We start from the raw sequence: 19,074 nt of genomic DNA, 5'->3' as shown, positions 1-19,074 counted from the left end.
GGCACCGTCCGCGTGCTTCGCGACGGCAAGTGCCCGGGGAACAAGGATCGTGCAGGAATGATGCGCTGCCTTCTAGCTGGCAGCCTCGAGGGTCGGGACGACGCCCATCGGGACGTTGAGCTGGCCCAGGATCCGCTGGGCCTTGGGGCCGATGAACAATCGGCGCGGGGCGGCCAGCCGGGCCGATCCCAGCAGTGCCAGGTCCCCGTCCTGCCAGGACAGCTGGGCGGCCGCTTCGTCCAGGCCGCGCCCGGAGACCACCTCGACTACCGCCTCCAGGCCCAGGGAACCGGTCAGTTCCTGCAGGTAGCTGCGGGTTTGGGCCAGATGGTCATCCAGCTCCAGCCGGGGGTCAGCCAGATCCATATGGGAGACCAGCGTGGCCACGCGCAGCGGCAGTCCGCAGGCGGCGGCGATCCGCGCCGAGAGGCCGATGACTTCCCGTGCCCCCGGGCGGTCCCCCACGAATGCGGTCAGCCTGGTGATCTTCCCGCCGGCTGCGCGCAACGTGGCCAGGGAGGCCGGCGAGGACATGAACACGGCCATCGGCGAGGAATGCAGCAGCGCATTGGCGATCGCCCCGGGGCTGAAGAATCCGGCGCGGTGGCGCTTGCGGCCGCCCAGCACGATCCCGTGGGCCCCGAATTCCTCGCCCAGGCCAATGAGCCCCTCGGCCACCGAGGGCACGGAACGGGCTACCACCGAGGTGGCGATTCCTTCCGGCACCAGGGCCAGGGCCTGCGCCGCCCAGCGGTCCACCTGGTCGGAAAGGATGGAGGAGAACCCATGGTCCCCGCCGGGGTAGACCGCGTTGAACGGGGTGGCGGCAGGCAGCACGATGGCGATCCGCAAGGACGCGTCGCGGGTACCGGCCACCAGGGCGCTGGCCAGTTCGATAGCTTCGGCACCGCGCTGGTCCGCGGTGTAACCTACGAGCAATTTCATGGCCTAGGCACTGGCCTTTTCCTTGGACGGGGTCAGCGTGGCAACGCCATCGTAGCTCTGGTCGTAGGCGGTGCCATCCAGTGCGGCGATGATGCGCGCGGCCGAGCGGCGGCCCATGCGCACCGCGCCGTCCACGTGCTGGAAGCCTTCGCCGGCCAGATCCGAGGAGGAGAAGTAGATCGGTCCGACATTCTCGTTCTGCGCCGGGCCGAAGCGGTGCAGCCCGCCCAGGTCGTAGCTGGTGGCGTAGGCGCCGCGGGTCCATTCCTCGGCGGCGAAGTCCGAGAGGTAGAAGACCTTGGGATCCAGTGCCTTCTCGCCCAGGTAGCCGGCCATGGCCTTGAGGATCACCGCGCGGCGCTGTTCCTCGTCCAGTTCCCACATGGCGTCGGCCTTCAGATCCGAGATGAAGCCGACCAGTGTGCCGGTTTCCTCCCCGGCATAGGTGTTGTCGTAGAGCTCCTGGACCAGGCTGCTCGGGCCGAAGCAGGTGCCCGACAGGCCCTCTTCGCGCCAGAACGGGGTGTCGTAGACGGCGTGGACCTTGATGACCAGGCCCATGGACTGGTGCTGGTGGGTGATCTGCTGCTTGCGCGGCAGCGCCGGGACGTAGGAAATGCGCGAGTACAGGTTCGGCGGTACCGCCAGCACGGCCTTCTTCGCCGAGACGGTCACGGTGCTCCCGTGGGCCACCACCCCGCCATCGAACCATTCGAGCTTGAGCACGGGGTTGTCCAGGAAGACGGTCTGCTGGCCCAGCTTCTCGGCCAGCGTCTTGGATACGCCCTGCATGGTGCCCACGATGCGCCGGTCCAGGATGAAGTCCTCGTCCACCAGGTTGTCGAAGGAGCCGGCCGAGGACGCCATGAGCACCGCCTGCAGCGCGGAGAAGGTGTGCGCCGGCTTGGTCAGCATGCCCCCTGCAATGAACAGGCCCACGTTGTTGCAGGCCAGCTCGTCGGCACAGTGCTGGCGCAGGAAGTGGTGGAAGGAGATCTGGTCCAGCTCCTGGGCCTGAGGGTGCTCCCACGGCTTGTCCGGGTCCATTTCGGCGGCCAGCTGGTTCATGAGTTCTACCAGCTTGTCCATTTCGGCCACGGTGCTGGCGGCCACCGGGAAGTCCTCGCCCTCATAGGCGATCCGCTCGCCTTCCCCGGTGAGGTAGACGCTCTTGCCCGCCTTGTAGCGTTCGAAGGTCTCGATGCCAAGTTCATTGATCAGCGAGTAGAGGCCGGTCTGGTCGGGGCTGATCCACTGGCCGCCGATCTCGATGGTCGCACCGTCCATGATGTCGGTCCAGGTGCGCCCGCCGACGCGGTCGCGGGCTTCGAGCACCGCGACGGACTTGCCGGCCTTGCTCAGCTCATAGGCTGATGTCAGTCCCGATGGCCCTGCACCGATGACGACGACGTCGCGTTCCAGATGTTGCATGATCGACTCCCTTGCACATTTAAATGAATAAGGTTCATTTACCTGTCATATAGCATAGGGTACGAAGATCCAGTTGTGAAGCACCCCACGTCAGGAAGAGGTCCGCATGAGTGAAACGGAAGCCAGGCGAGCCGGGCGCCCGCGCAAGGCGGTGCTGAATCGGGAGCGCATTACCGAGCACGCGCTGGAACTTGTTTCCGGGGACGGCTACGAGTCCCTGACCATGCAGCGGCTGGCAAAATCCCTGGGCGTCTCTCCATCGGCCCTCTACAACCACGTCGATTCCAAGCACGACCTCCTGCAGTGGATCCAGGAACTGGTCATGGCCGACATAGACACCTCGGTATTCGACCAAGCCGATACCAAGCAGGCTTTGCTTCAATGGGCTACGAGCTACCGGAACGTCTTCGCGCGGCACATTCCCCTGATTCCGGTCATCGCGGTACTGCCCGTCTCCGATTCGCCGCGCACCTTGGGAATGTACGAGCGCGTTGCCGAAGCGCTGGCAGACTTCGGCATGGCAGAGAACGAGATTGTTCCGACGATTGTCGCACTGGAATCATTCATCTTCGGCTCGGCCATGGATACGGCCGCTCCGCATGACATTTTCGACACCAGCAATCACCAGGATCTCACTCCGCATTTCACCCAGGCTGTGGCCGCGCAACGCCGATCAGAGCTTGATACCAGCGACGATTCGTTCCAGCGCGGGTTGTCGGCTCTCGTTGCCGGCTTGCTGGCGAACGGAAGCTGAGCATGGGCTATCCGGAGCAGCGGCCGCCGAAGAAGGGGCTTAGCGCCAAGCAATGGGCAGCTATTGCACTGGTGATCCTCGCGGTGGTCTTCATGCTGCAGAACCTGGCCTTCGTCCGCGTTGAATTCTTCTTGATCCATTCCACGGCCCCGCTGTGGCTTGTCCTGCTCATTACCCTGGCCGCGGGGTATGCCATCGGGTGGTTCTCCAGACGGCGAGGCTAGTCGTCGAGGATTGCCCACTCCCCTACCTGCTCGTTATCCGAGTCGTAGACATCTTCCTGGGCGCCGGCAACGATCGGATACATCGTGATGTTCGTCGACCAGTCGCGCAGAATCTTCTGCAGCTCCTCCAATGGCTTGAGCTGCATGTTCTCGGTATCGAAGTTAACTTCCAAAACAAAACGCATGGCCTGCTCCCGTCCTTCCCGTTGCCGCCATCCTATGCCTGCCGGGCAAGAAATACGAGACTTGCCGCAAGCCCGGCCTCGGAGTAAGCACCTGGTCCGGAAACAGGAAAACGGGATCCCGAGTTGCCTCGGAATCCCGTTTTCCTGGAAATGCTTGCGAGAGCTACTGGCTTGCGCCCATGTAGCTCAGCGACTGGAGAGCTTCATTGCCGCCGACCTTGTACAAAGCCAAGACCAGGCCGCCGAAGACGATGCCCATGATGGCAGAAAAGCCGAGCGAGATCTTGACCAGCGAACGAACTTCGCCGCGGCTAACCTCGGCTTCATCGTTGAGGTAGCGAGCCGCGCCCTGAGTGAAGCTGGCTGCCGGGGTCAATGCGGGAACTGGTGCGGTGAGCAGGTTCGAGGCCGTATCGGTGGCTCCACCGCGCAGATGGGCAACAGTGGTGCGGTTCTTCCGATCCTGGCGGAGCTTGACGATGTTGGCGCCGTGGCGTGCCAAGAGGATGTCTTCACCGAGTGGGATCGAGGCCATTGTTGTTGCTCCTAAAGAATTAACGCTGCTGCATTTCCAGTCATATCCATCATTTCCGACCATTTATCTATTGAGAAGTGGTTTGTTCAGAACCCCACATGCCCCTGTGATGCAATCCGCATGATTCAGGGGTTAAATCGGCTTTTCCGGTGACCGGGGACATAGTTTCCCGGAATTGCGCGAGGTTAATTACCTGCCTGCATTCCGCTGGCACCTGCCGTTTATTCCCGACGCCATTTCCCGGTTCATCAGCTTTGGATAAAGACGGGGCCAGCGGCCGCCCAAGGGCCCTTGACGCGGCTGAGCCCCAGTCCGGAAATGGACTGGGGCTCAGCATCGTCAGCGCATGGGTGCAAACCCTATGCGGTCTTCAGGTCCTGCCCATCCTGCTTTCGCTGGCGCTTTGCCGCGCGGATCTGCAGTACCAGATCGTGGTTCGACAGGTCTTCCGGCGAGGCAACGCCGCGCTTCCGGGCCTTGGCAACCAGGGCCTGGCGGATTTCTGCCTGGTGGGTGCGCTTGTACCGGATCACCAGCACAACGGTTGCGATGGCCAGAACAATCAAGGTCACCAGTGCGGTGACAACAGTTGCGTCAAAATGCATTATCTTCTCGACCTCCCCATTCTTTCAGTCGCAGCTGCGGTGGGGTCCGTTGCTTGTCTGGAGAACCGATCCCCAGCTGCCAACGGGCCGCAGCCATGCTAAGAGAAGAACATCAAGTTTAGCATGTTTCTTCGACCAACGCAGGGCTGTGGGTTGTTCCTGCGAACATCGGCGAGATGGAAATCGGTCAAGAATGGGGCCTAGTACTCTCCGCTGCCGTGGCCGTGTTCGAATACCAGGGAGGTTTGGGTGGTGGCCACGGCCGGATTGGCCGAGAGGTTATCGAGCACGAACTGGCGCACATCCGAAGAATTGCGCACCGCTACGTGCAGGACGAAGTCGTCAGCGCCGCCCAGGAAGAACAGCTGTCGCACCCCCGGTTTGCTGCGCATGTCAGTAGCGAAGTTCGACATCAGGTGACGGGCTCCGGGACGGATTTTCACGAAGATCAGCGCTTCGAGCTCCCGGCCCAGAACCTGCGGATCCACTTCGATGGTGAAGCGCGAAATCACTCCCGAATCGCGCAAGGCATTCAACCGCGCCAGGCAGGTGGACGGTGCTATGCCCAGCTCCTCGGCCAGGGAGTTGTTGGTCCGCCGGGAGTTCTTCGTCAGCAACGCCAGCAGTTTGCGGTCTATGCCATCAAGCTGCGTCGCACGGCTCTCCCGTCCTGATTCGTTCATCGACATTCAGCCGCACCTGCTCCTCATTATTGCGGTTCGCTGGATTCATCATACGGCCCGATTGGCGTCGCCTTGGCGTTTTCTCGCCACCAGTTCCTGGCGCCGCGCCGTTTCGGTTTCAGTCGTTGCGCGATGCTGGAGAATCTTCGTCCAGGATCTACGGAACGCTCTTGATCTGGCGTACCAGCACGGCGCCGAAGAGGCTGATCACCACCGAGCACAGGAACAGGGTCGGGTAGCCGCCGAACCAGCTCACCGCCAGCCAGGCGATCAGCGGGGCGACCACCTGCGGCAGCGAGTTGGCAATGTTGATCATGCCCAGGTCCTTGCCGCGCGAATCGGCGTTCGGCAATACCTGGGTCAGCAGCGCAAAGTCCACCGCCAGGTAGGCGCCGAAGCCGATGCCCAGGAGCACTGCGGCGACAATGGCGGTGGCGAAGGAGGTTGCCGTCGCCAGCACGCCGGCCGCGGCGGCCACGATGACCGAAGAGATGATGACGTACTTCTTGCGCTTGCCGTCCTTGTCCGAGAGCTTGCCGGAGATCACCGAAGAGAAGATCACGCAGAAGGCGTAGATCGCGGTCAGCACCAGCACGCCCTGGGCCGGTTCTGGATGCTTGATGGCATCCTGCAGGAAGAACAGCAGGTAGACCAGGCACAGCTGGCAGCCGAGATACAGCAAGAACCGGGTCAGCCACGCCCATCCGAAGTCGGCATGCTTGACCGGGTTGATCCAGAAGCTGCGCACGAATTCCAGCGGCTTGACAGGCTCCAGTGCTCCCTTGGGCAGCGGAACATCCTGGCGCATCAGCACGAACGGAATGGAGCAAATGGCCACGGCGGTAGCGACGATGGCGTAGCCGAAGACCAGGTTGCTCGCAGCGACCATGCCGATCACGGCACCGATCAGCGAACCGCAGGTTTGGCCCAAGGCCACCAGCCCGCCAACCATGCCGCGCTGCTCTACCGGCACCTTGTCCGGGATGGCCGCGAAGATCGCAGCCAGCGCGGCGTTGCCGGCAGCTTGCATCAGCGCCCAGCCGATGACCAGCGTGCTCACGGTTTGCGAGGTCGACATCAGCAGCAGGGCCAGCGCAGCGCAGATAGTTCCAAAGAACACCCACGGGATGCGGCGCCCGAATTTCGATGTGCTGCGATCGCTGAGCGCGCCGAACAGCGGGTTGGCCACCAGCGAGACTGCCGCGCCGACGCCGGTGACCAGCGAGAGAATCGCGTTCTTCTGGCTGGCATCCAGCTGTTCGGCGTGCAATCCGAGCAGTACCTGGATCGGTGCGAAGAAGCCGACATTGATACCGATATGGACAATGACAACCGCAGCGATCCAGCCAGGGCCGACCCGTTTGGTGGGCGTCTGCAGGGCCGCGGGAACCTTCAGTGGTTCGGCTGCATTCATAAGTTTCTTACCGGCCTAACTCGCGCGGACCCGTCAGGGGGTCCTTCAATTGTTCAATGCTTGGGGTGGCTGATTTCGCAATGAGCCGTTTCGCGGCCTTGGCCATCAGGCCGCCATCGATCATCGAGGCGGACACCAATGCGCCCTTGGCGTCGAGCCCGAAGACCGTCTGGATCTTGCCTCGCCGGTTCAGGCGCGTCACGGTGCTGGCGGCCTGGCTGAAGTCGCCCACCGTTTCCACGTGCATTTCGTGGCGGTCGCTCCAGAACCATGGCACCGAACGCTTCGGTGCGGCTGTGCCCATGATGGTTGCCGCCGCTTGGGCGGCATCTTCCATGGCAGCTTCCCAGTGCACCGCACGGGGCTGGTTTTCCTCCCGGGCGACGTCGCCGATAGCCAGCACCTGGGGGCAGCTGGCAGAACGCTGCTGCGCGTCGACCACGATCCCGTCGTCGACTTCCAGGCCCAGCTGCTCGGCGAGCGCAGTTTCGGGTTCGACGCCGATGGCTGCCACGATCAGCTCCGCATCATGGCGCTGGCCATTGGCCATTGCATAGTTGGGGCCGAGCTCGGTCACCGCACCGGTCAAGGTGGCAATGCCGTGGTTGGCATGATCCGCGTGCAGCTGTTCGGCAAGTTCGTGGCCCAGCACGTGGGCAAGAGGTGCGTCGGAGCTGGAAATCAAGGTGACTTGTGCCCCGGACATCTTAGCGGTGGACGCGAACTCGGCCCCTACCAGCCCCGCTCCGATGACAAGCACCCGCTGGCCGAACATCCCCGATTCCAGGACGTCTGATATGCGGGCGGCGTCAGCTGCGCTGTGCAGGCTGAGCGCATGGTGCCCGCCGGGAACATCCAATGCCTTGGGCGTGGTGCCGGTAGCCAGCACAACCCAGTCGTCAGCGGATTGCGGCAGTTGCAGGCTTTGGACATCTTCCTGGATCAGGCCGACGCCATGGTGCTGGTACCAGGACACCGGTGCGAACGGTTCAACCTGCAGGGACTTGCTCAGCGGCGGACGATCATAGGGCAGGCCCTGGGCATCGCTGATCTTGATGGATCCGGCGTATTGCTGCTGCACCAGGTGCCGGGCCAGTGCGTACCCCGCGACCCCGCCTCCGATGATGTGCACGGAAGGCATTTAGATTTCAAGCTCCAAGAAGCCGTCCACGACGTCCACCTTGTAGGTCCGGGCGTCCACGGTGGCGGGCATGCACTGCACCTTGCCGGTTTTCAGGTCGAAGGTCGAGGAGTGGATGGGGCATTCGATGCTGCAGTCTTCGAGCCAGCCGTCGGAAAGCGAAGCGACCTCGTGGGTGCATTCATCCTGCAGCGCATAGAAGTTGCCGTCTTCGGCGTGGAAGATCGCGATGTCTTCGCTTGCGCCGCTGTCTTTGGCTTCAACCAGCAGCGATTCGCCTTCGGGGACAAGATCTACCGGACCGACTCGGAAACTCACGATGACTCCTTAATAATCACGACGTTCTCCACTAATCTTGTCACCTATTGATTGCCTGCGCCTATTTGATGGCCAGTTATCACCGCTGCCCACGTCTTATGGCTGGGCGCGAAAGCGCGATACGAGGCCTTGCAAGGCGCGGTCCGCTGGCAGGAGGGCCAATCCACGGGCTCCGTCCAGCCCATTTCCCGGCGAATCCTGGACTTGCCCGGCAGGGACCAGCAGGTGCAGCTCCCGCACGAAGCTGCTTCTGGCGAATTCGCCGGCGAGCACTCCCCCGATGGCTGCGACCGGAATCGCTCCGGCCTGTTGTTCCAGCCCCGCGCGGCGCAATGCCGTTGCTGCGGAGCTGGCCAGTTCTGCACCGGCGAGCGCGCAGATCCGGGCGGCCATTTCATCGGTCGCTGCCAATTGGGCAACCCTCTGCGCAAAAGAGGCGACGATGGCCACCCTGTCCGGCATCGCTTGCAGGTCAATATACGCTTCGGAGAGATCAGGCCAGCGCTTCGCGAGTTCCCCGGTCAGCGCGGTAGCTGGCCCGCGGCCGTCAAAGCCGCGCATGGCCGCATTCATTGCCTGCTGGCCAATCCAATAGCCGCTGCCGGCATCACCCATGATGTGGCCCCATCCATCAACTCGGGCCACAGAGCGGGGGCCTACCGCCAAGGTGACGACACCGGTACCGGCTGCAACGACAGCGCCGTGGCGTTCTCCCAGCGCTCCGAGATAGCTGGTCACCGAGTCGTGGGCCAGCGCAATATGGGAAATAGCGCTGGATCCGATGAGGTCGTAGAGCTGCCGTGCATCATGTTCGGCTTTGACCAGGCCTGTGGTGCCTACGCTCACGGTGCCGCACTCCCATCCGGCGGCAGCGGCAGCTTGGTTAATGGCGCGTGCCAGTTGGGGCAGGACTGGTTCATGGGTTTGCACACCGGGAAGCGCTAATTCTGCAGTTTTGCCATCCTGCTCGAATCTCAGCTTGATTCCGGTCTGCCCGCCGTCTACTGCCAAAAGTCCAGATGCCATTTTTCCATTCCTCTTGCACTTTGTTTTCAGGATACTTTGCGCTCCGCTCATTGGCCGCAGAGCTGGCGGGGTTCGCCCTGCAATCCGCAGGTGCCGCGAACTGATCACCGGCACGGTCGAGTCAGCAGCTTCGCGGCCCAGAACTGCGGGCACCGCGGTGTGGTTGCCTCTGGCAATGAATGGAAGAACGCAGGAACCCAATGGCAATCCACCTCTGCGGGAGTCCAGCTGATCGGCAGTACCCTTCCGACAGGCCATGCTCTGGAAAGTTCAACGGCCGTTGGAGACTCGCATCCCGGTTGCTGGTGCACTCGCGACTCGTCGCACGCAATTGGCTGGAGAGGCTTGCTTGGGCGCAGATCACGACCGAACAGGGTTTTGAGTCATCTGGAAGCCTTGGCCTAAACCGCATGCCCTGTACGGCATGCGCCGTGGCGAATTCAAGGATTGCACCACGCAGAGAGTTAAAGAAAGCAAGAGGAACTTTCCTTCGAACGCGGAAAGGCCGTTGCAATCCCCGGGATCCAGGGATTGCAACGACCGTAAGAACGATGGTTGATTTTCGTTCAGCTATTGGGCTACCGCAGCTTCGATTTCCTTGAACGCATTCTGCGCCGCATCGCTTACGCTCTGGCGCTCGAAGAACACTTCCATTTCATAACGGTAGAGGACATCCTGAACCGCACTGAATCCCATTGGCGGGATTGGTTCCGTGCTCTGAAGTTCGGGTTTCAAGCTCGTCACGAATTCTGCAGAAGAAGCTTCAATTGAATCCAATTTGGAGACGACTTGCTCCCGCACTTCGGTGTTCGAGGGTAGCCCGCGGTCCATCTGATTCAGTGCGCCAGCTTCTTGCGAATTCACCATGAAGTCAACAAATCTCTTGACCTCTTCCGGGTGTTCGGTGCGAGCATACCCCGACATCATCATTGATGACTTGTGCCAAAGACCGTTGTCCTCAGCCTTGCCGGTGTGGCTTGGCAGTCGGAGCGGAACCAAGTCCGAACCAACCGCTGTGGAAAGGCCTCCCAGCTGGTTGCTCCACCACATGCCGAAGGCTGCCACTCCCGTGCCTGTCATAGAGCGGTCTGGGCCTGCATTCTGGTTTTCCGCCAGGACCGAGGCCTTTGGATACGAACCGTTATCCATCAAGTCCTTGTGGTGCTGGAAGTACTTGGCCAGATCGTCAGGCGAGAATCCGAGTGATCCATCCGAGCTCGTCAGATTCTTCTTGTCTTGACGCAACCAGGTCTGCAACCCGGCCGGTTCGTTCGGGGCTTCGGCTCCATATTTGCCGTCGAGCTTCTGGCTCACCGTCTCGGTGATCGTCCGGTAATCATCCCACGTCCAGGTCTTGTCATCTGGAACTTCCAGACCAGCTTCGGCTAAGACTTTTGGATTGGCGGTCAATGTGAAGGAATTGATTCCGGTAGTAATGCCGACAAGGCCGGCATCGGTCGTACCGTTCTGAACGGCAACGTCTTCGAACTTGGAAACATCTACGCCTTCGAGATCCAGCAATGCGCCTCGGTCCGCGTATTCGCGAAGGTACTTGTCGTCCATCTGGATAATGTCCGGAGCATCGTTGGAGGCAACCTGTGTTGCGAGCTTGTCCCAGTAGCCGCTCCAGTCGGAGTACTCGCCTTGGACATCGATGTCCGGGTTGGCCGCTTCGAAAGCCTCAATAATTTCATTGGTTGCCTGGGCTCGCGAATCCGAGCCCCACCATGAGAAACGAAGCTGGGTTTTCCCGTCTTCACCGTCGGCAGCGCTGCTACCGCCACAGCCAGTGAGGGCCAGGGCGGCTACCGCCACAACTGCAACTGATTTGCTTAGCCGCAGACCGAATTTCCGTCCAGTTTTTCTCGTGCATACCTGCTGAGTCATGAAAATCTTCCTTGGGTGGGGTGGTGATGCGAGGCCATCCTGCAAGCAACACCTGTTTTCGTTGTGGAAAGCGCTTGCCAAACAATCTAGATGTGATTGCGGTCACTGGTCAAGGGGTTTCAGGAATCAAGTCAGTTAGTTTTCGCATGGCACGATTCCCAATGAACATCGCTACTGGCCGTCAGCCAACTGCGTGGACTCGCGCAGGACCGGCACACCGGAAACCACAATCTTCCGCAGTTCGCCGTGGTTCAGCGCCATCTCACCAGCCCATTTTCCGATTTCTTCCAGAGGAAGTCGAGCAGTGCTGACCGTGGGCGTAATGTCGATAAGGGTCGGGATGTCGTCGAATCCCACCACAGCGATATCTTCGGGAATACGCAAGCGGTTCTCGCGAATCGCCCGAATGGCACCCAGGGCCATGACATCCGAAACGCAGAACACGCACACCCGATGGACACCGCCTGCCGACTTCTGCCGCTTGAGGTAATCGCTCATTGCAACATAGGCCCCCTCGCGCGAGAAGGGGCCGCTGATAACTTCCTCTGCATCCAGGCCACTGCGCTTCAGCTTCTCCAGGAACCCGTTGGAACGGTCCCTTGATGTCAGCAGATTCGCTTCCCCGGCCAATACGACAAACCTGCGGTGGCCGGCACTGATCAACTCGGCCGCCAGGTGCTCGGCAGTTGCCTCGTTGTCGATTTGTATGCCGCCCATATCGGTCATGGGCTGGCCGATAATCATGACTTGGCCACCATTTTCCTGATAATTCTCGATCAGTTTCAGCAACTGCCCATTCTCGCCCAAACTGCGCGATCCCGACAGGATGATAGCGTCCGTCCGTTGCGACATGAATGCCTGAACGGCTTCGATTTCCCGCTCGGGATCGTACTCCGTGCTGGCCAAAAGCAGCTGGACACCGCTATCACCAAGAGAGCGCTGCACTCCCCGGGCGATGGTAGAGAAGTAGGGGTCGGCTATGTCCCTGACCACCAAGCCGATCAGCTTCGTGGTGGATCTGGCAAGCGCTTGCGCTTGGGCATTGGGGAAGTAACCGAGCTTTTCAGCCGCAGCACGCACTTTATCCGAGATTTCCACAGCCGGCTTGCGTGCTGACCCATTGAGCACTCGCGAAGCGGTCGCCAGGGAAACCCCGGCTTCATTAGCCACATCAGTTAGTCGAACAGCCATCTGAAATCCTTATCATTCTCTGCAACCTGGCACAAGCTTATCTTTCACGAACGTGATGGTTGACACTCCAATTACACCTCACTATCGTGGAAAGCGCATTCCCATTCTATTCCCTTACGCATTCCCCGTTTCGAGGAGACCCCAGTGACAGAAACAAAAGTTCTACGCATCGCCATGAACGGCATCACCGGCCGCATGGGATACCGCCAGCACTTGCTGCGTTCAATCCTTCCTATCCGAGACCAGGGAGGAATCACTCTCGGGGACGGTTCGAAGCTGACCGTTGAACCGATCCTCGTTGGACGTAACGAAGCGAAGCTGCGCGAACTTGCGCAGAAGCACCAGGTTGAGCACTACAGCACCGATCTTGACTCCCTGATTGATGACCCGAGTGTCGACATCATTTTCGACGCGTCCATGACTTCCTTGCGTTACGAAACGCTGTCGAAAGCCATCGGGGCAGGCAAGCATATCTTCACCGAGAAACCGACCGCTGAAACTCTCGAAGAGGCCGTGGATCTCGCCCGCCAGGCACAGGCCAAGGGAATTACCGCCGGCGTCGTGCACGACAAGCTCTACTTGCCAGGCTTGGTGAAGTTACGCCGTTTGGTCGACGAAGGCTTCTTCGGACGCATTCTCTCAATGCGCGGTGAGTTCGGCTACTGGGTATTCGAGGGAGATATCCAGGAAGCGCAGCGGCCTTCCTGGAACTACCGTCTTGCGGATGGCGGATCGATGACCACCGACATGTACTGCCACTGGAACTACGTCCTTGAAGGAATCATCGGCAAGGTCAAGTCCGTCACCTCGACCACGGCAACCCACATCCCTACCCGCTGGGACGAACGAGGCGAAGCCTACGAAGCCACCGCAGATGATGCGGCCTACGGCATCTTCGAACTCGAAACTCCTTCCGGCGATGCAGTAATTGCGCAGATCAACTCCTCGTGGGCAGTGCGCGTCTACCGCGATGAACTGGTGGAATTCCAGATCGACGGCACCCACGGTTCCGCCGTCGCGGGATTGAACAAGTGCGTTGCCCAGCAACGCGCCCACACTCCGAAGCCTGTTTGGAACCCCGATTTGCCAGTCACTGAGTCGTTCCGCGACCAGTGGATGGAAGTTCCCGCCAATGCCGACCTGGATAACGGCTTCAAGCTGCAGTGGGAAGATTTCTTGGCCGACGTCGCAGTGGGACGCGAACACCAGTATGGCCTGCTTTCGGCCGCTCGCGGTGTCCAGCTGGCGGCTTTGGGATTGCAGTCAGCCGCCGAACGACGCACCCTCGATATCCCGGAGATCACGCTATGAGTTACGCATCCTTGCCCGAATTGACACTCATTGACGAAAACGGGCAGAACTTTTCCTATCGGTTGAAAGGCCCCGGCGAATTCCAGCGGCCGTCTGCCCCGCTTTCCTCGCGCAAGGCCTATGCCGCAGCCCATGTCATCCCCCTCATGGGAGCAGACAATACGCCTGGCGCACCGGCAAGCATCGATTGGGATGCGACGCTGGCCTACCGGCACGAGCTATGGTCCTACGGGCTGGGTGTCGCCGATGCGATGGATACGGCGCAGCGAGGCATGGGGCTGGACTACGCGGCTACCTGCGAGTTGATCAGGCGATCGGCGATCGAAGCGGCCGTGGTTCTCCAGAAGAACAGCTACCCGGCCTTGGCCGGGCTCACCGTCAGGGATATCCTCGCCTGCGGTGTCGGCACGGACCAGCTGTCGGCAGACACTGTCCAGCCGGGCCAGCTGGCTGAAGTCACCAACGCTTATTTGGAGATGCTGCGCCTTGTTGAAGATTCAGGTTCGAAGGCGATCTTGATGTGCTCCCGGGCCCTGGTCAAGGCAGCGCGCACCTCGCAGGATTATCTGGACGTGTATGCGACTTTGCTCGACGCTGCCAAGCAGCCAGTGATCCTGCATTGGCTTGGAGACATGTTCGATCCACAGTTGAGCGGCTACTGGGGAACACAGGATTTGGCAGAAGCCACCGGGGTTTTCCAGTCCATTCTGGAGCAGCACGCGTCGAAAATCGACGGCGTCAAAGTCTCTTTGCTCAATGCCGAGCATGAGAAGCAGCTTCGTGCCGCATTGCCAGCTGGAGTGCGCCTCTACACTGGAGACGATTTCAACTATCCCGAGCTGATTCACGGTGACGGGCAACTGCATTCCGATGCGTTGCTGGGAATTTTCGCCGCCATCTATCCCGCTGCGTCAACGGCCCTGCAGGCTTTCGATGCAGGCGACGCAGAACGCGGCCGGAAGATCCTGGACTCCACCAGAGAGCTGGGATTGCATATTTTCAGCGCCCCAACTTTCTACTACAAGACCGGGATTGCCTTTCTTTCGTGGCTCAATGGGCACCAAAGCGGTTTCCAGATGATCGGCGGGCTGCACGCCGGACGTTCACTGCCGCACTTGGTGCGCACATTCGTTCTCGCTGATGGCGCTGGCCTGTTGCAAAACCCTGATCTGGCTGCTGGGCGAATGGAACAGCTCCTGGCAATTTCTGGAATCAAAACTACAACTTCGTCCCTGACAGGTGTGTCATGACATTCGAACTATCGCTTAATACCGGCACTACCCCGAATCTCAGCCTCCACGAAGCCGCTGAAGCTGCAGCGCAGGCGGGCCTGAGCCATATTGGTCCGTGGCGGCATTTGCTTGCCGAGGCCGGTGGCGCTGGGCCAGCAGCCCAGATCATCGCTGGGGCAGGGCTCAAAGCCAGCACCTTGTGCCGTGGCGGCTTTCTCACTGCACCTTCTGCCGAAGCCCAAGCTGCCGCGCTGGCATCGAACCGGCAGGCCATCGAGGAAGCTGCCGTCATCGGCGCCAATGAATTGATCATGGTCGTGGGCGGCTTGCCGTCGGCCGCGCATATTCTGGGCGGCACCGGGGATCCAGCAGACAAGAACATTGTCGCGGCGCGTGATCGCGTCGCGCGCGGCTTGGAAGAGCTGGTTCCCATCGCCCTGGAACACGGCGTTCGGCTGGTGCTAGAACCGTTGCATCCAATGTATGCCGCCGACCGAGCGGTGCTTTCCACACTCGGACAGGCCCTGGACTTGGCCAGTCCTTATCCAACCAAGGCCGTGGGCGTTGTTGTTGACACCTTCCATGTGTTCTGGGATCCGCAGTTGCAGCAGCAGATCCAGCGGGCAGGCCTTGAGCATCGCCTGGCCAGCTACCAGATCTGTGATTTCAATCTGCCGATTGCCAGCAATGCACTGCAATCCAGAGGCATGATGGGCGACGGCCATATCGATTTCTCGGCGATTTCCCGATGGGTGTCACAGGCCGGATACCGAGGTCCAGTTGAAGTCGAGATCTTCAATGAGGAGATCAACCAGCAGGATTCCGCGCTGACCTTGGCAACCATGTCCCAGCGCTACGAAACTCTAGTACTGCCCCACCTTGAGCAAGCTGCGGGCGTTCAGCCGGCCAGCGCATTAAACTGATCTGAATTCGAATATCTCTGAAGGAACACGATGAATCAGCAAGCCACCGCAGCGGGATCTGCAACGACTAGTGCCCTGGCAGCGCCAACTGCTCCTGCGGTGGTGCTGATTGGTCTGAACGGATTCGGACGCCAGCATTTGGCAAATATCCATCGACTCGCAGCCGAGGAGAAAATCACGTTCCTTGCCGGCATCGATCCGGTCGATCCCGGGAAAGAGATTCGCGGCAAGGACACGCACGTGTTCGCCGACTTTGATGCTTTCCTCAGCTCCGGATTAACCCCGGACATCATCATTATTTCAACGCCGATCAGTACGCATGCCGACCTGGCGATGAGGGCCTTGCGTACAGGTGCAGATCTCTACCTCGAAAAACCGCCGACAGCGACCCTGGATCAGTATTCACGCCTGCTGCAAGCCGCGGCCGATGCTGGCGCCCACGTGCAGGTAGGGTTCCAGGCCCTTGGCTCGACAGCCTTGAAAACCATAGATGGGTTCTTCGCCGATAACGCGAAGAACTCTCCCATCGGGGCCCTTCGTGCGGTGGGTGCCAGTGGAAATTGGCTCCGCACCACGGGCTACTATGAACGTTCGCCTTGGGCAGGACATCGGAAACTCGACGGCGTCGAGATTGCCGACGGTGTAGTGACCAATCCCCTGGCCCACGCGGTCGCCAGCGCCTTGCACATCGCCGGAGCGCGCAAAGCCCAGGATGTCGCCCATCTGGCCACCGAGCTGTATCACGCCCACAGCATCGAAGCAGACGATACCTCCGTGGTGCGCGTGCAAACGAGCACCGGAATCCCCGTCATTGCCGCGCTGACCGTTTGCGCCAGTGAACAGCAGGATCCATGGATCACCATCTATGGCACCGAAGGCACCGCAACCTTATACTACACCCGTGATGAGCTGCTGGTTCGACCCAACCCGGACTTGGGGCTTCCAGAATCTTCTGAAGTTTTCGGACGAGTCAACCTTCTCGCGAACCTCGTCGAGGTGCGCAACGGCAGCGAAACCGAACTCTTGAGCTCTTTGGCGTCGGCCGGTGCTTTCATGCGCGTTCTCGAGCAGATACGGACCTCGGATACTCCAACTCAGATCGCAGAAGTGCAGGTTATCCCTGCCGGGGATGGAGCAGATTTCCACCCAGTGATACCGAACATCGAACGATTCATCGACCGAGCGGTGGCGGCGCAGTCCAGTTTCTCTTCACTCGGAGCGCCTTGGGCCTTGCCAGCGAAAACCAGTGGCTCGTTGTCGCTGATCCATCCCGCAACGGGGAAGCAGCGCACCCTTGCGGAGTTGCGGACGGGAGAAGATATTTCCCGCACCAATTCACCGCGTCCCTTCTTGGATAACCTGAAGACCTTCAACGGAGTTGTGGTCAGTGAGCAGCAACCGCTTGACCACACCTGGCATCTAGGTGTCGGGGTTGCATTGCAAGATGTGAACGGGACCAATTTCTGGGGAGGGCGCACCTACACCCGCGACGCCTCACGCTACATATGGCGTGCGGACCATGGACATATCCGCACAGCGTCCAATGCGTTCGCCCGCAATGGCAGCGCTTTGGATTCGCAGCTTGAATGGGTCAGCCACGAACAGGAAATCCTGCTGGATGAGCACCGTTCGATTGAGCTCAATGCATTTGAGGACCACGAAAGCGCCATCACCGGCTGGAGCCTGGATTTCAGTTTCAGGCTCTCGGCGCGCGAACGCCAGGTGTCGCTTGGCTCTCCGGGTACCAACGGCCGTCACAACGGCGGCTACGGAGGTTTCTTCTGGCGTCTGCCTCCAATCGCTGATCCACAGATTTTTACCCCATCGGCTTCCGGGGAATCGCAAGTCCACGGTGTGCACAGTCCATGGCTCGCCTTCAGTGCTACATTCTCTTCGGACTCGGTGGGTTTGGCTGATCTTGCTGAAGGCCACGGGGATGCCACCATTATTTTCTGCAGTGAGCAAGATGACCCATGGTTTGTTCGCAGTTCTGGATATCCGGGTGTCGGCAGTTCGCTGGCCTGGTCTACACCGGTTGTGCTGGACCCTCAGGAAGCGATAACCCGCCAAGTTCGAGTACTCGTGGTTGATGGGAGGGTCCCGGTGCAGACCGTGGCCCTGCTAGCCCGAAAATACGGTTCAGGTTCCAAGGAAGGCTGATTGTGCCCACCACCGCCACTCATGAATACGCAAAGAAGCATGCCCAACTGGTCGAGCTCATCAGAAGCCGCGATGGGCAGTATCTGCTTCTCTCAACCCCCGCTTCGCTTGCCTGGCTCTTGGGCGGTGCCCGCACGCACGTATCTCTTGCGGCACCACCCATTGCCAGGGTTCTGGTTCATGCCCAGGGGTGCGAGCTTGCCACGTCCGTGAGCGAAGCTGCACGGATCCAGCGAGAAGAGCTCGGCAACGTGGAACAAGTTTCGGTGCATGTCACCGCCTGGTACCAGGATCTCGACAATGTCCGAGAATGGTTTCCAGCGGCGAGCGGACAAAAGATCCTCAGCGAGCGGGAAATCGAGTCCGATTTGCGAGCCCTTCGCTCAGCACTCAATGAAACTGAGATTAATAGGTATCGCGCTCTTTGCCGCGACACGGCTGCGCTCATGACCCAAGTGCTGTCGGCCGCCCGTAGCGATGATTCCGAGTTCGACGTGGCAGCCAAGCTGACAGCTGGAGCCGTCGTCCAAGGAGGCGAAGTGCTCGTTGCCTTGGTCAGCGGCGATTCACGTGCCGCAGCCCGGCACCCCCTGCCCACCGCGGCCCCGCTCGGAGGCAAAGCCATGGCAGTGCTGTGCGTAAGACGTCATGGGCTCATTGCCAACATCACCAGGTGGGTGCGATTCGGTGCGCCGACGCCTCAGGAACTCTCTGGAGAAGACGACATCCTGGCTGTCGAGGCAGATATCCTTGCGGCAATTCGCCCTGGCGGCGTTCTCGGTGAATTATTGCCCGTCATCCAGGAATCCTACCCGGAGCATGGTTTCGATGCCGGGGAATGGTCGTTGCATCATCAAGGCGGCATTGCCGGCTACAACGGACGAGATCCCCGGCTCACCCCAGGAGCAACTGATCTCTTCCAGTTGAACCAGGCTTTTGCGTTCAATCCCAGTGCAGCACGCGATGGTCTGGCGTTCAAAGTTGAGGACACCATGCTGCTGACCGAGTCCGGGGATTTTGAGGTTCTCACCTTCGATCCGCTCTGGCCCTCAAACCTGGTTAACGGTTTGCCACGGCCGGCAGTACTTCAACGCTAAGCGCACCCCTAA

The 19,074-nt window shown here is 60.4% G+C and carries 19 protein-coding genes; 7 read left to right on the top strand and 12 right to left on the bottom strand.

Annotation, left to right across the window (positions count from 1 at the left end):
• Positions 1–72: 72 nt before the first annotated feature.
• The gene (locus ACIOTN_RS08535) at positions 73–945 is read right to left on the bottom strand and encodes a universal stress protein (protein WP_105661970.1); all 873 of its coding nucleotides are present in this window, start codon (positions 943–945) and stop codon (positions 73–75) included.
• 3 nt (positions 946–948) lie between these two features.
• Complete coding sequence (locus ACIOTN_RS08530; RefSeq protein ID WP_402735128.1) at positions 949–2,376, bottom strand: flavin monoamine oxidase family protein; 1,428 nt, start codon at positions 2,374–2,376, stop codon at positions 949–951.
• 106 nt (positions 2,377–2,482) lie between these two features.
• On the opposite strand from ACIOTN_RS08530, the gene ACIOTN_RS08525 reads away from it, so the two are divergent.
• Complete coding sequence (locus tag ACIOTN_RS08525) at positions 2,483–3,130, top strand: TetR/AcrR family transcriptional regulator (RefSeq protein WP_105656310.1); 648 nt, start codon at positions 2,483–2,485, stop codon at positions 3,128–3,130.
• A 2-nt stretch (positions 3,131–3,132) separates the two neighbouring features.
• Positions 3,133–3,354: a LapA family protein gene (locus ACIOTN_RS08520; RefSeq protein ID WP_105656309.1), complete on the top strand. Its 222-nt coding sequence runs from the start codon at positions 3,133–3,135 to the stop codon at positions 3,352–3,354.
• Here the strand turns inward: ACIOTN_RS08520 and ACIOTN_RS08515 are convergent.
• From ACIOTN_RS08515 to ACIOTN_RS08470, 10 genes are all read right to left on the bottom strand, one after another.
• On the bottom strand, positions 3,351–3,539 hold the full coding sequence (locus tag ACIOTN_RS08515; protein WP_038993331.1) for a hypothetical protein: 189 nt from the start codon (positions 3,537–3,539) through the stop codon (positions 3,351–3,353). The genes ACIOTN_RS08520 and ACIOTN_RS08515 overlap by 4 nt on opposite strands.
• A 163-nt stretch (positions 3,540–3,702) precedes the next feature.
• Complete coding sequence (locus tag ACIOTN_RS08510) at positions 3,703–4,074, bottom strand: hypothetical protein (protein WP_105656308.1); 372 nt, start codon at positions 4,072–4,074, stop codon at positions 3,703–3,705.
• 359 nt (positions 4,075–4,433) lie between these two features.
• Positions 4,434–4,679, bottom strand: coding sequence for a hypothetical protein (locus ACIOTN_RS08505; RefSeq protein WP_105656307.1), 246 nt, complete (start codon positions 4,677–4,679; stop codon positions 4,434–4,436).
• 200 nt (positions 4,680–4,879) lie between these two features.
• Positions 4,880–5,368 carry an Lrp/AsnC family transcriptional regulator gene (locus ACIOTN_RS08500; RefSeq protein WP_105661972.1) on the bottom strand — a complete coding sequence of 163 codons (489 nt, stop codon included), beginning with the start codon at positions 5,366–5,368 and terminating at the stop codon, positions 4,880–4,882.
• A 151-nt stretch (positions 5,369–5,519) separates the two neighbouring features.
• Positions 5,520–6,776: an MFS transporter gene (locus ACIOTN_RS08495; RefSeq protein WP_105661973.1), complete on the bottom strand. Its 1,257-nt coding sequence runs from the start codon at positions 6,774–6,776 to the stop codon at positions 5,520–5,522.
• A gap of 7 nt (positions 6,777–6,783) precedes the next feature.
• On the bottom strand, positions 6,784–7,917 hold the full coding sequence (locus ACIOTN_RS08490) for an NAD(P)/FAD-dependent oxidoreductase (protein WP_105661974.1): 1,134 nt from the start codon (positions 7,915–7,917) through the stop codon (positions 6,784–6,786).
• Positions 7,918–8,235, bottom strand: coding sequence for a bifunctional 3-phenylpropionate/cinnamic acid dioxygenase ferredoxin subunit (locus ACIOTN_RS08485; protein ID WP_105656303.1), 318 nt, complete (start codon positions 8,233–8,235; stop codon positions 7,918–7,920).
• A 96-nt stretch (positions 8,236–8,331) separates the two neighbouring features.
• Positions 8,332–9,261, bottom strand: coding sequence for an N-acetylglucosamine kinase (locus ACIOTN_RS08480; protein WP_402735127.1), 930 nt, complete (start codon positions 9,259–9,261; stop codon positions 8,332–8,334).
• A gap of 570 nt (positions 9,262–9,831) precedes the next feature.
• A complete protein-coding gene (locus ACIOTN_RS08475) occupies positions 9,832–11,148 on the bottom strand; it encodes an ABC transporter substrate-binding protein (protein WP_402735126.1) in 1,317 nt (438 codons plus the stop codon).
• Positions 11,149–11,319: 171 nt separating this feature from the next.
• Positions 11,320–12,339, bottom strand: a complete 1,020-nt coding sequence (locus tag ACIOTN_RS08470; RefSeq protein ID WP_105656299.1) for a LacI family DNA-binding transcriptional regulator — start codon at positions 12,337–12,339, stop codon at positions 11,320–11,322.
• 174 nt (positions 12,340–12,513) lie between these two features.
• Here ACIOTN_RS08470 and ACIOTN_RS08465 point away from each other — a divergent pair, with 174 nt between their 5' ends.
• The 5 genes from ACIOTN_RS08465 to ACIOTN_RS08445 all read left to right on the top strand — a co-directional run bounded on the left by ACIOTN_RS08465 (position 12,514) and on the right by ACIOTN_RS08445 (position 19,062).
• A complete protein-coding gene (locus ACIOTN_RS08465; protein WP_105656298.1) occupies positions 12,514–13,650 on the top strand; it encodes a Gfo/Idh/MocA family protein in 1,137 nt (378 codons plus the stop codon).
• Between the two features lie 11 nt (positions 13,651–13,661).
• Positions 13,662–14,900, top strand: coding sequence for a dihydrodipicolinate synthase family protein (locus ACIOTN_RS08460; RefSeq protein ID WP_402696964.1), 1,239 nt, complete (start codon positions 13,662–13,664; stop codon positions 14,898–14,900).
• Positions 14,897–15,805, top strand: a complete 909-nt coding sequence (locus ACIOTN_RS08455; protein ID WP_133834027.1) for a sugar phosphate isomerase/epimerase — start codon at positions 14,897–14,899, stop codon at positions 15,803–15,805. The genes ACIOTN_RS08460 and ACIOTN_RS08455 overlap by 4 nt, the downstream gene beginning before the upstream one ends.
• A gap of 30 nt (positions 15,806–15,835) precedes the next feature.
• Positions 15,836–17,965 carry a DUF6807 family protein gene (locus tag ACIOTN_RS08450; protein WP_402735125.1) on the top strand — a complete coding sequence of 710 codons (2,130 nt, stop codon included), beginning with the start codon at positions 15,836–15,838 and terminating at the stop codon, positions 17,963–17,965.
• Between the two features lie 266 nt (positions 17,966–18,231).
• A complete protein-coding gene (locus tag ACIOTN_RS08445) occupies positions 18,232–19,062 on the top strand; it encodes a M24 family metallopeptidase (protein ID WP_402696930.1) in 831 nt (276 codons plus the stop codon).
• Positions 19,063–19,074: the final 12 nt, after the last annotated feature.

It is taken from the genome of Glutamicibacter sp. NPDC087661, assembly GCF_044743275.1.
Lineage (GTDB): Bacteria > Actinomycetota > Actinomycetes > Actinomycetales > Micrococcaceae > Glutamicibacter.
This window is presented reverse-complemented; position numbering and strand designations above follow the sequence as displayed.